Raw genomic sequence first — 11,409 nt, forward strand, 5'->3', positions numbered from 1 at the left:
CCAGAGCCGGCTACATCCAGAGCCGGCTACTCAGAACCAGCCGCTCAGAACCAGCCGCGTTGCGCGGCGAGGCTACCCGCCTGGAATCGGCTACGGGCGTTCAACCGTGCCATCAGATCGGCGATCATGCGGCGCACGGTGCGGACGGAGACGCCCAGATGGCGCGCGGCCGCCTCGTCCTTCATGCCGAGGCTGAGCAGACGCAGCAGCAGCCGTTCGGTGTCGTTCGGCGCGTCGTCACCGTCCCCGGGAGCGGCCATCGCCTCGCCGCTCAGCGGTTCGGCGGCCTCCCAGACCTGTTCGAACAGGGTGAGCAGCAGGGCGGTCAGCTCCGGGGTGCGCACGAGCAGGGTCTGGCCGGTCGCGAACCCCCGGCCCAGTCGGACCAGGCCGATCCGCCCGTCGACCGCGGTGGCGTCCAGCCGGGGATCGTCGATCATTCGGGCGTCCAGGCCATGCGCCGCCACGGTCCGCACATAACCGGCGCCGAGCTCGTCCAGGCGCACCGACCGGGGCAGGACGCTGCGCATCACCACACCACGCCGCAACGCACGCAGTTCGACCGGCATCACCTCGCGAGTCAGGGTCGAGGACCACTCGCGCCGGGTATGCAGCGCGAGCACCTCCCGCTCGGCTCGCCCGACGATCGCGAGCAGCTCCGCACGGGCCTGGTCGGCACTGTCTATCCGCCTTACCTCGGCGGTGTCCCCGCCGGGACGGCTCTCCAGGTAGTCCGAGACGAAGGAGCTGATCTGTGCCCGGGCCAGGAGCAGCCGCTCATGGCGACGGATCAGCTGCTCGTGCTGCGCCTGGAGCAGGTGGTCGAGCCCGGCTTCGGGATGCACCGCGACGTAGTGACCGGCCCGTTCGCGCGAGGGCAGCAGCAGACCCAGCTCGACCAGACGATCACGCGCCCGCCCCGCGGCGACCAGCGGCTCGCCGAGCATCTCCGCCACCTCGGGCACGCTCAGGACCTCGTGGCACAGCCACAGCCGATAGGCGGCCAGGGTGACCTCATCGATACCGAAAAGATCGAGCACCTTCCCCTTCCTCGGAGCAGGATCGGGACGTGGCCGACGGACGCCGACCGGACCAGCCGTGCCCACCGGACCAGCCGTGCCCACCGGACCGACGCGGCCGCTCACCCCGACCGCTGGGGCAGGCCCGGCCGGGACTCCGCGGACACCACGTCGAGGGCGTGGCGGACCAGCGACACCAGGGACTGCCGGACCGACTCCCGCTGCCGGGCGTCGCAGAACACCACCGGACGGCGCGGATCGAGGTCCAACGCCGCCCGGACGTCCTCCACCCGGTACTCCCGCGCACCGTCGAACCGGTTCAGCGCGATGAGGAACGGGATGTCGCGCTCCTCGAAGTAGTCGATGGCCGGAAAGGAGTCGGCCAGCCGCCGCGTGTCCACCAGGACCACCGCGCCGATCGCGCCGAGGACGAGCTCATCCCACATGAACCAGAACCGGTCCTGGCCCGGGGTGCCGAAAAGGTAGAGAATAATGCTGTCGAGAAGCGTGATCCGACCGAAGTCCATCGCGACCGTGGTCGTCGTCTTCGAACCGACCGCGCTGGTGTCGTCGATCCCTATGCTTGCGGCCGTCATCGCGGCCTCCGTGGTGAGGGGCTGAATCTCGCTCACCGAACCGACGAACGTCGTCTTTCCGACTCCGAACCCGCCGGCGATGATGATTTTTACCGGATGCGGCGGCGCCGTTTCCGGCGACCCCGTTCTAGAGGGCCTGTAGTCCATCGAGCACCTTTTCGATGAGGGCAATGGAAGGGCGGTCGGAGGGTCGGGCCGGTCGGGTCACGGTCACCAGGCCGGCGTCGAGCATGTCGCCGACGAGGACCCGCGCGACCCCGACCGGAAGATTCAGCCGAGCGGAGATCTCCACGATCGACTGCACGCGTTGGCAGAGCAACGCGATGGCGCGCTGCTCATGCTCCAGCGTCCGCATCATCAGCCGGCCGTTGGGCGTGGTGGTCACCAACGCGACCAGCTCCAACGTCTGGTTCGTCGGCCGTGTCCGGCCCCCGGTGACAGCGTAGGGGCGGACGACCGGACCAGCCTCTTCGTCGAACCATTCATCATCGCGCGACATACCGGTCCTCCTGCCTTGAGAATTCTGCTGTCATCCGGTCGGTGATGGCAGGGGGTGACCGGCTGACCCACCAACCGATCGGACCCCCACCCGATCGCCGGGCCGATGTCAGAGTGGCAGCGCGGACTGCATCTGAGCCCGGAGTTCCGGGGTGAGAAACTCGCCGACCCGGGTCACCAGCAGCGCCATCTCGTAGGCGATGAGACCGATGTCCGCGCCGGGGCTGCTGAGAATGGCCAGGCACGATCCATCCCCGACCGCGGTGACGAACAGGAATCCCTCGTCCATCTCGACAATGGTCTGCCGGACGTTTCCACCCCCGAAGAAACGACCCGCGCCGCGCGCCAGGCTGTTGAATCCGGAGGCCACCGCGGCCAGTTGGTCGGCGGTCGCCCGGTCCATCCCGTACGAGGTGGCGAGCAACAACCCGTCAGAGGAAAGCGCAATCACATAGGTGACTTCGGGCACCTTCTTGACGAGGTTGTTGAGCAACCAGCTCATGTTCTCGGACGGCCCCAGCGGACGCATCAGGTCACCTTTCCTACATCGTCACCGTCGTTCGAAACCTGGCCGTCCGCCAGACCACGACCAAAGTTGTTCTGGAAGGACGACATCATGTTGCGGATCTCTTCCGGGCTCCGTTGCGCGGCGAGTATTCCGGAACGCTCCTCGGGAGTGTCCCGACGAAGCTGTGGCGCGAGACTGGCCCGCCGGGTGCGCTTGGGCAGGCCCACCTCGGTGAAATCGACGGGCAGCTGGCCGTCCGCGCCGGGCCCGGCCGGGTCAGCGGGCTCGTCCGAACGGGCCGAAGGCGCCGGGCGTCCGAGGGGGACGACCGTCTGGCCCATGGCGGGGGTGTCCTCGCGCTGGAATCCCTCGGAGCGTCCCACCGGCCGGCCCAGCGGTGAGGTGAACGGATCGGTTCGGGTGGCCTCCCGCGGGTCGGCGGAGCCGGGCTCACCACCGCGCGACCGCTCCCTGGCCATGGGGCTGTCACCGAACAGCGAGGTGACACGGCTGCCGGGTCCGCCGTCGCCGCCATACTCGGAGCCGGGCGCACCGTCGTGGCCACCCGGACCGGGGACGTCCCGTCCGTCCTGGAAGGGGCCATCCCGGAAGGGCTCCTCCCGGAAGGGTTCATCCCGGAAAGATGTGTCCTGTCCCGGACGGGCCGGCGGACCGCCGGGGTCGTCCGACCCGGGCGTCTGGGGATGGTCCGGGACGGCGGGGTGGGGCTGGTCCCCCACGGCCCTGCGGCCGCCACGCGAACGGCGCGACGGCAGCGGCGGGGGGTCACCGAAGTCGCGGGAGCCGGGCTTCCCGCCCGACCCGCCGTCCGGGTCGGAGCGCGGGGTCGAGGGACGCGGCGGAGCGTCCGAAGGCCTGCCGTTGGAACGGTGCCGCGGGCGGTCGGCGACGAACCAGCTCGATCGCACCGTGGCGAAGACCGGCAGATCGTCGATGAGCGTCTCGTCCTGACCGTGCGCAGCCGCGGCCGCGTCCTCGGAGCGCGCGGGGGGACCGGCGAGGTTGCCGTCCGCGTCCACCAGCGACCCACGGAACCGGTCCTCGTCGATGGCCGGGCCGTCGAGAGCCGGAACCCGCGTCATGGGGAGCGGCGGGGCGATCTGCGCGGGCTCCGGCCGGGCCTCCCCGTCGGTGTCGACCTGCCGCAGCAGCGTGGTCGGCACCAGGACGATCGCCATCGTGCCGCCGTACGGCGAGGACCGCAGCTTCACCGAGATGGAATGCCGCTCGGCGAGCCGACCGACGACGAACAGGCCGAGACGCTCGCTGGTCGACAGGTCGAAGGGAGGCGGGTTGGCCAGCCGCTCGTTCACGGCGTCGAACTCCTCCGGACTCATGCCCAGCCCGCGGTCCTCGATCTCGATCACGAAGCCGTTCGACACCTCGTGCCCGGAGACATGCACCGGCGTGTGGGGCGGAGAGAAGGAGGTGGCGTTCTCGATCAGCTCGGCGAGCATGTGGATGACGTCACCGACGGCGTGACCGCTGATGGCCCCTCCGTCGATCGACATCACCTGCACCCGGGTGTAGTCCTCCACCTCGGCGACGGCGCCACGGACGACGTCCTTGACCGGGACGGGCCGGCGCCAACCACGGGCCGGCTTGGAGCCGGACAGCACGATGAGGTCCTCGGCGTGCCGGCGCATGCGGGTGGCGAGGTGGTCGAGACGGAAGAGCTCCTCCAGCTCGTCCGGGTCGGTCTCCTTGCGCTCCAGGGCGTCGATCACCTTGAGCTGGCGGTGAATGAGTGCCTGGCTGCGGCGGGCGAGGTTGAGGAACGTGTCCCCGATGCTCTTGCGCATCGCGGCCTGCTCCACCGCGGTCCGCACGGCCACCGCGTGCACGGTGCCAAACGCCTCGGCGAGCTGACCGATCTCGTCCTTGCTCCGGACCTCGACCGGGAATTCCTCCTCGGCCACGTCCACCGGCGACCCGCGGTGCAGACGGTCGACGACCCCGGGCAGCCGCTCGTTCGCGACTTCGAGGGCGCCGCGGCGCAGTCGGCGTAGGTCCCGGATCATCGGGCTCGCCACCAGGAGAGAAATCACCACCGACACCACGAGCACCAGCGCCACGCCGATACCGCTGAGGAGCGCGTCGCGGGTGGCCGAACTGGCGATCTTCGCGCTGGTCGTTGCGAGGTCGGCCGCGATCCGGCGTTCGACCTGCCGCATCGCATTGATCTTCGCGTCGGAGGCCTCCAGCCAGATCTGCGGGGTAACGGTCAGCGGCTGGCCGTTCTGCACGGCGTTGACCGTGCCGTCACGCAATGTCGCGGCGGCCGAGATCGTCCGGCCGACCGTCACGTTGTAGAACTCCTGCTCGTCCGCCGTGGCCGTGGTGCGGAACTGGGCCAGCCAGGCGTCCTCCGCCCCGCTCCTGGTCTGGATCTCCCGCAGCGTGGCCGCATCCGTCTGCTGGAGGAGGATCACGCGGACGACGGCGCCGCGCTGGTGGGCGACCTGTTCCTTGGCCTGCGCGATACTCACCAGTGTGGTGGCACCGTTGACCAGCGAGGTGTTGCGGCTTCCGGCCGCCACCTGGGCGTTGAGGGCGAGGAGATCGTCCACGGCACCCGAGTAGAAAGCAATGTTCTGGTCCACCTGCGCCTGGTGCGCGTCGATCGCCTTGCGCTGCGCAGAGAGCTTGCCGAGGCGTTCCGAGATCGACGCGAGCGTGGTCGCCAGGGTGTCACGACCCGCCGCGGGCAGCGCCGCCTCACCGGCCCGATAGACGGCCAGGGCCTTGTCCACCGGGCCGCGGGCGGCGAGCGCCGCCTGCTCCTGAGCGACGGCCATGTAGTTGGAACCGACATAGGAGTTCGTGGCGTACCGCTCGACCTGCAGGGCCTGGACCAGCTCGTTGCTTTTGATCGAGAAGTCGGCGAGTGCCTTGATGCGGTTGGCGACCCGCACGTTGTCGACGTTCCCCCGCACCTGTATCGCGCTCAGTACCGCGAGCGCAGCCAGGGGGACGACGAGAATCACCACTAGCTTCGAGCGGATGGGCCAATTCTGGAGCATCCGGTCCTCTCGTCCGGCACCCGGGAGTCGAGTGCCTCGTGTGCGGGGGTGAGTAGTCGAGTTCCATCGGGACATGTCACCGGAAGACCACAGACGACAACACCGGGCCAGCGCATTGGAGTAGGCGGTCCGGACATCGGGTGAATGTTCCGGGGGCGCGGACAACTGTAGCGGGTGAAGAACTAGCCCGACTGGGGGCACCCGCCTTCAACGCAAAAGGATGGCGAGGTAGCACCGGGTGACGAACATTCGCGGGCGCGCAACGCGCAACCAGAACCCGCCCCGAATTACATGAGCGCAGCCCGGACCAAACAACGACGATGCGCATGAACTAGCACTGACGGGCAGCAGTCGACGCCAACCGGCGCAGATCCTCCGCGGCCACGAAGGCTCCGATCAACCGGTCGCACCGCGCTCGACAACGCAAACACATCACATGTTGGCATGTTGCTGGAAGCACATCGCACGATCCGAGGCCACACAGATCACACCCTCGCAGCCCACCCGACCCCCGCCCGGGCCGCAGCTCCCACCTCTTGCCAGATCATGAAGAGTGGTTCCATTGTGGACATTGCAGACGTTGTAGACATTGCAGACACCTGGCGACGGGAACTGGGTCACTCCGCCCCAGCAGTCACCCCCGTCGACGATTGCCGATCAGGCGTCGACGATTGCCGATCAGGCCCTACCCGGTCCGCCGAAGCTTCAATCACTCCACAACAACTCCACGACAGACCTCCCCATCAACTCCCGTCCAATGAGCTGCTGCTGAACTGCTGAACTGCTGCGCTAATCGCCGAGCGAGGCCCCGGCTGGCGGAAGCGGCGGAGGTCACGGAAGCGGCGGAGGTGGCACAACTACTTTCACCCGAGGCCAGCCGGTGGCACTGTGCCCCTGAGCACGGTTGACGCCCCCGGGCACGGTTGACGCCCCCGGGCACGGTTGACGCCCCCGGGCACGGTTGACGCCCCCGGGCACGGCCGGGTCGGGAGCACGGCCGGGCCAGGGAACCCGACGGACCGGTGAGGAGACACGGATGAGCAGCCAGATCGAGAGCGAACCCGGCCAGGGCGCGCTGACGGTACGGATCAACCGCCCGGAGAAACGCAACGCCCTCACCCAGGCGATGTACCTCGCCCTCGCGGAGGCGTTCGACAAGGCCGAGACCGACCCGGAGATCCGGGTCATCCGGCTGACCGGCAGCGGCGGATCCTTCACCGCCGGCAACGATCTGGTCGACTTTCTGGCCGCCGACGCCCTCCGGGCGGAGGGTCCGACGCTGACCTTCATCCGGACGCTGGCCCGCAGCACGAAACTTCTCGTCGCCGAGGTCGACGGGCCCGCGATGGGCATCGGGACCACGCTGCTGCTGCACTGCGACCTGGTCTACGCGACCGAGCGCAGCACCCTCGGGATGCCGTTCGTCAATCTGGGGGTGATCCCCGAGTTCGGGTCGACCCTCCTGCTACCCCGCCGGGTCGGACCAGCCATCGCTGCCCGCCTCGTCTACTTCGGCGAGTCCCTCGGAGCGGCCGAGGCCGCCCGACTGGGGGTGGTGACCGAGGTACTTCCCGACGCCGAAGCGCTACGCGCCCGGGTCGACGACCGGGTGGCGGCGCTGCTGGCTCAGCCGCCGCAGGCGCTCGCGGCAGCTCGCGCCCTGCTGCACGACGGCGGGACACCGGAGGTGTTGGCGCGCATCGACGTCGAAAGCTCGATCTTCACCGAGCGCCTCGTCAGCGACGAGGCGAGATCCGCGATGACCGCCAGGCTGCCGGGCCGCCACGGCACGTCGGCAGCCGAGGGTTGACCGACCACCCGAGGGCTGACCGACGTCGGTGTCCGCCCGCTCGATGCCGTCCGTGCGATCCGGGAGGACCATCCCCGCAACGGCGACGAGGGCGACCGGTTCGCCCCGTCCGGGCGGGGCATACCGGTGTCTGTGACCCATTCCCTGCCGCACCAACGCGACCGGGGTAGTGCCCTCGGGCACCGGCCTTGGTGGCGCCGCGCCTTCTCCTGCGGCTCCTCCGGTCCGGGGGGGTTCCCCCCGGCTCACAGCGCATTCGGGCTACGCCGCGTCCTCGCCGCGTTCGGCCTGGTGTTCTGCGGGGTCTTCGCCGGTTTCTTCGCCGTCCGGGGGCAGACAGCCGGCGCCGCCTTCCTCGCCTTTCTCGCCCTCGTCGCCATCGTCGATCTGGTCGTCATCCAGCAACGGATCCGGCGCCAGACCGAATGATCCCCACGCCGGTCCGGATGGGCGGTGCTCCCGCATAAGGTGGCCGAGGATCGCCGCGTCCGGCACCGCCAGGCTCGCCCGCCAGCCTGGTCGGTCCGCGCCGATCCGGCTGGCGGAACGAGCAGGAGGATCTCAGTGGGCGGCGGGACGGGCTGCCGACCGAACGGGCGGCGATGAACGATCCGGAGGGCGTCTCCGGGCCGGTGTCGGCTGGCTTCGCGCGCGGCACCACCGACGAGGTGGGCCTGCGCCGCGGGCTTCGCCGGATGCGGCTCATCGCCGGCAGCCTGCTTGCCGCGGTGGTGACGATCTACCTCCTCGCCGCCCGCTGGCAGGCCAACGGTGGCCCGGGGTGGATCGGGTACGTGGCCGCGGCCACCGAGGCGGGCGCGGTCGGCGCACTGGCCGACTGGTTCGCGGTGACCGCGCTGTTCCGCCACCCACTCGGCCTCCCGATCCCGCACACGGCGATCATTCCTCGACGTAAGGACGCGCTTGGTCGGAGTCTGGAGAACTTCGTCGGCACCCACTTCCTCGCCGAGGACGTGATCCGGGAGAAGATCGACGGCATCGGAGTGTCCGCCCGGGTCGGTGCCTGGCTGTGCCAGCCGTCGCACGCCGAACGGGTCACGACCGAGGCGGCGGAGCGGTTCATCGCGGTGCTCTCCGGGATGAACGACGACCTGGTCCGCGAACTCGTCGAGAAGGCGGTGCTGCCCCGCGTCGTCGAACGGCCCTGGGCCGGGGCTCTCGGAATGGCGCTGGAACGGGTGGTCGAGGACCGGCTGCACCATCGACTGGTCGACGTGATCGTCACCGAGGCCGAGACGTGGTTGAAGCAGAACCCGGAGGTCTTCGCCCGCACCGTGCAGGAGCGGGCACCAAGCTGGTCTCCGAAGTGGCTGGACGAGGCGGTCGCGGCCAAGGCGTACAGCGAGGCGCTGCGCTTCACCGAGGCGCTGCGCACCGACCCCGAGCACCGGGCACGCCGCGCCCTGGACGCGTTCCTGCGCGGCTTCGCCGGCCGGCTGCGCACCGACGAGGCGCTGGGACGGCAGGTCGAGCAGATCAAGTACCGGCTCCTGGCCCATCCCGAGGTCGACCGGGTGATCTCCGCCATGTGGGCCACGGCGAAGAGCATCCTGCTCGATCTTGCCTCCGATCCGGGCAGCACGGCCCGGGTCCGCGCGACCGACGAACTCGCGGCCTTCGGCGCCCAGCTCGCCACCGATCCGGAGCTGGCGCGCACCGTCGACCACACCGTGGCGAACGCGGCCACCCGCGTGGTGTGCCGGCACAAGGACGACATCGCCGCGGTCATCGGAGATACTGTCGGCCGCTGGCAGCCCGACGAGGCCTCCCGGCGCATCGAGCTGCACGTCGGTCGCGACCTGCAGTTCATCCGGATTAACGGCACCGTCGTCGGCGCCCTCGTGGGACTGATCATCCACCTGGTCACCGAACTCGCCTTCTGACGCAACGGGTGGAGCTGAGGGAAGCATGCGGGGCAACGAGGACGATCGCCGTGGCGACGAGCGTGGGAGCCGGCCCGGCCCGGATAACCGACAGCTCGTCCGGGGAGTGTCATGGCCGACGCCACCCGGTCGGCCCACCCTGCCGGTCGTCGGACTGATCATGCTGGTCTGGTTCGGACTGATCACCCGGATCGGCCACTACGACGTCGACGTCTTCCTGCGGGCCGGCGCGGCCGTGCGGCACGGGCTCGATCCCTATCCCGCCCCCGGCACGGGTGCGGTGTACTCCGGCTTCGCGTTCGTCTACCCCTACCTCACGGCGATGCCGTTCGCGCCGCTGTCCTGCCTGGCACATGCGGACGACATCTTCGTCGCGGGATCCGTGCTCGCCCTGCTCGGCGGGACCCACCTCGCCGGCGCCCGGGACTGGCGGGTGTACGCGCTGGTCATCGCCCCGTCGTGCACCATCATCGGGCTGCAGATGGGCACCCTCAACGCGTTGCTGTTCGCGGGGCTGGCACTGGCCTGGCAACGACGCGACCGGCCCTGGACCTGTGGCGGCGTCGTCGCGTTGCTCGTCTACAGCAAGCTGTTTCTCGCGCCGCTGCTGCTCTGGCTGCTGCTCGCCCGCCGGTTGCGGGCCTGGATGGTGGCCCTCGCCGGTCTCGGCGCCCTGTTCCTGGCCGGTGAGCTGCTCAGCCCGGTGGGAACAGCGACCTACGTCGGCATGCTGGACGCGCTCGCCCGGGCGGAGGCCCCGAACGGGCTCAGCCTCACCGGCCTGCTTGTCAACATCGGTGTCGCGATGGAGGCCGCCGCGTCGATCGCCCGGCTCTGCGCCCTGGCCGTCCTCGCGGTCTGCTGGGCGGCCACCCGGCGGGGCCACGACGAACGGCTGCTGTTCGCCGGTGCCGTCGCCGCCGCGATCCTCGCCTCCCCGATCGTGTGGAGCCACTACCTTCTCCTGCTGGTCGCACCGCTGCTCGTACTCAGCGCGCCTCGTCCAAGCCTCGCGGACGCCGGGGTCGGACCGGGCTGCCGGGTCGGATCCGGTGCCCCCATCGGGCCGGACCCCGCCGTGGGATCGGGCACTCCGGTGAGACCGGGCACCGCCGCGGGATCGGGCACTCCGGTGGAACCACCCACGTGCGTGGGGCCGGTCTCCCCCGGTCCGACCGCCGCGTTCGCCGTGAGCTCCTGGTTCCTCGTGACGCCCCACCGCAGCACCACCATGGAGCTGCTGGCTGTCACGGCGATCCTCGGGCCACTCGTGCTGAGCTCGCTGCACGCCGGTCGGACGTCGCGGCCGTCGGCCACCCGGCGACGGACCGTCGCGGCGGCGGGCGGGCGGGCTGCGACGCCCGCCAGGCTCAGGCTCGCGGTCGGGCTCGGGCTCGCGGTCGTGTTCGGGCTCGGTGACGCGGTGGTGAATCTCGCGGCGGGGCACAGCGCGGCCGGGCGGGTGGTGGGTGCTTACGGGACACTCGTCGGCGTCGTCACCCTGGTGGCCTGGGCCGGGCACGTCACCGCCCGCGACCGGGGACTGCGCACCGCGGCCGGCGACCCGCTCGCCCGAAAGAGCAACCCGGGACGAACCAGCGGGTGAGCCCGAGACGTACAGCCGCAGGATCGGCGTCTCTCACACTCCGCGTGGCGGAACGGCGATGTACCTTGAACAGAACGACGGCTTGCAAGGCCGTCCGCGCCCGGCCGAACGGTCGGGTGTGCGAGGTCGGTGCGAGCGCCCTAGCGGGGATGACCCGCCGGTGGGTCCGGTCGCGAAACCCGGCCGTACCCCCGGCCTCCGGACGATACGCGGACTGGTGTGGGACACCTCATCCAGTCCGGGTGGACCCATGGCGGCCCTGACCTGATCGGCGGATCCTCTGTCTCAGTACGGAAACTCCCAGTCCCACCCGGGCCAGCAGTCCCCCGGCTCCCAGCAGTCGCACGCCCCGCAGCGCCAGCCTCGCCCGGCCCGGGGCCGCGGCGGTCCGGGCGGTGGCGGGGCCCGGGGTGGCGGCCGCGGC

General features: G+C 70.4%; 9 protein-coding genes and 1 pseudogene. 4 read left to right on the forward strand and 6 right to left on the reverse strand.

The features are described from left to right. Positions 1 to 44: 44 nt before the first annotated feature. The 5 genes from BMG523DRAFT_RS09665 to BMG523DRAFT_RS09685 all read right to left on the reverse strand — a co-directional run bounded on the left by BMG523DRAFT_RS09665 (position 45) and on the right by BMG523DRAFT_RS09685 (position 5,665). Positions 45 to 1,040, reverse strand: a complete 996-nt coding sequence (locus tag BMG523DRAFT_RS09665) for a LuxR C-terminal-related transcriptional regulator (RefSeq protein ID WP_023840772.1) — start codon at positions 1,038 to 1,040, stop codon at positions 45 to 47. A gap of 101 nt (positions 1,041 to 1,141) precedes the next feature. Further along, positions 1,142 to 1,762, reverse strand: a complete 621-nt coding sequence (locus BMG523DRAFT_RS09670) for an ATP/GTP-binding protein (RefSeq protein ID WP_011437244.1) — start codon at positions 1,760 to 1,762, stop codon at positions 1,142 to 1,144. Then, positions 1,743 to 2,114, reverse strand: a complete 372-nt coding sequence (locus tag BMG523DRAFT_RS09675; RefSeq protein ID WP_011437245.1) for a DUF742 domain-containing protein — start codon at positions 2,112 to 2,114, stop codon at positions 1,743 to 1,745. Before BMG523DRAFT_RS09675 ends, BMG523DRAFT_RS09670 begins: the two co-directional genes overlap by 20 nt. Before the next feature lie 108 nt (positions 2,115 to 2,222). Then, the gene (locus BMG523DRAFT_RS09680; RefSeq protein ID WP_011437246.1) at positions 2,223 to 2,642 is read right to left on the reverse strand and encodes a roadblock/LC7 domain-containing protein; all 420 of its coding nucleotides are present in this window, start codon (positions 2,640 to 2,642) and stop codon (positions 2,223 to 2,225) included. Then, positions 2,642 to 5,665 carry a nitrate- and nitrite sensing domain-containing protein gene (locus BMG523DRAFT_RS09685; protein WP_011437247.1) on the reverse strand — a complete coding sequence of 1,008 codons (3,024 nt, stop codon included), beginning with the start codon at positions 5,663 to 5,665 and terminating at the stop codon, positions 2,642 to 2,644. The genes BMG523DRAFT_RS09680 and BMG523DRAFT_RS09685 overlap by 1 nt, the downstream gene beginning before the upstream one ends. 1,036 nt (positions 5,666 to 6,701) lie before the next feature. Here BMG523DRAFT_RS09685 and BMG523DRAFT_RS09690 point away from each other — a divergent pair. From BMG523DRAFT_RS09690 to BMG523DRAFT_RS09705, 4 genes are all read left to right on the forward strand, one after another. Then, positions 6,702 to 7,475: an enoyl-CoA hydratase-related protein gene (locus tag BMG523DRAFT_RS09690; protein WP_011437248.1), complete on the forward strand. Its 774-nt coding sequence runs from the start codon at positions 6,702 to 6,704 to the stop codon at positions 7,473 to 7,475. Between the two features lie 126 nt (positions 7,476 to 7,601). Next, complete coding sequence (locus BMG523DRAFT_RS09695) at positions 7,602 to 7,904, forward strand: DUF6343 family protein (protein ID WP_011437249.1); 303 nt, start codon at positions 7,602 to 7,604, stop codon at positions 7,902 to 7,904. 173 nt (positions 7,905 to 8,077) lie between these two features. Continuing rightward, positions 8,078 to 9,379 (forward strand): DUF445 domain-containing protein, encoded by a 1,302-nt coding sequence (locus tag BMG523DRAFT_RS09700; RefSeq protein ID WP_035911931.1) that lies wholly within the window; start codon positions 8,078 to 8,080, stop codon positions 9,377 to 9,379. A 25-nt stretch (positions 9,380 to 9,404) separates the two neighbouring features. Further along, positions 9,405 to 10,985, forward strand: a complete 1,581-nt coding sequence (locus BMG523DRAFT_RS09705; protein WP_011437251.1) for a glycosyltransferase 87 family protein — start codon at positions 9,405 to 9,407, stop codon at positions 10,983 to 10,985. 229 nt (positions 10,986 to 11,214) lie between these two features. Here BMG523DRAFT_RS09705 and BMG523DRAFT_RS26390 read toward each other — a convergent pair. Beyond that, positions 11,215 to 11,409: pseudogene (locus BMG523DRAFT_RS26390) on the reverse strand (hypothetical protein); the annotation flags it as partial.

The sequence above is a fragment of the Frankia sp. BMG5.23 genome (genome assembly GCF_000685765.2).
In the GTDB taxonomy this organism is placed as follows: Bacteria; Actinomycetota; Actinomycetes; order Frankiales; family Frankiaceae; genus Frankia; species Frankia casuarinae.

Coding starts and splice junctions, on each gene's coding strand:
- BMG523DRAFT_RS09670 (WP_011437244.1), bottom strand. CDS start 1,762: ATGGACTACAGGCCCTCTAGAACGGGGTCGCCGGAAACGGCGCCGCCG.
- BMG523DRAFT_RS09675 (WP_011437245.1), bottom strand. CDS start 2,114: ATGTCGCGCGATGATGAATGGTTCGACGAAGAGGCTGGTCCGGTCGTC.
- BMG523DRAFT_RS09680 (WP_011437246.1), bottom strand. CDS start 2,642: ATGCGTCCGCTGGGGCCGTCCGAGAACATGAGCTGGTTGCTCAACAAC.
- BMG523DRAFT_RS09685 (WP_011437247.1), bottom strand. CDS start 5,665: ATGCTCCAGAATTGGCCCATCCGCTCGAAGCTAGTGGTGATTCTCGTC.
- BMG523DRAFT_RS09690 (WP_011437248.1), top strand. CDS start 6,702: ATGAGCAGCCAGATCGAGAGCGAACCCGGCCAGGGCGCGCTGACGGTA.
- BMG523DRAFT_RS09700 (WP_035911931.1), top strand. CDS start 8,078: ATGAACGATCCGGAGGGCGTCTCCGGGCCGGTGTCGGCTGGCTTCGCG.
- BMG523DRAFT_RS09705 (WP_011437251.1), top strand. CDS start 9,405: ATGCGGGGCAACGAGGACGATCGCCGTGGCGACGAGCGTGGGAGCCGG.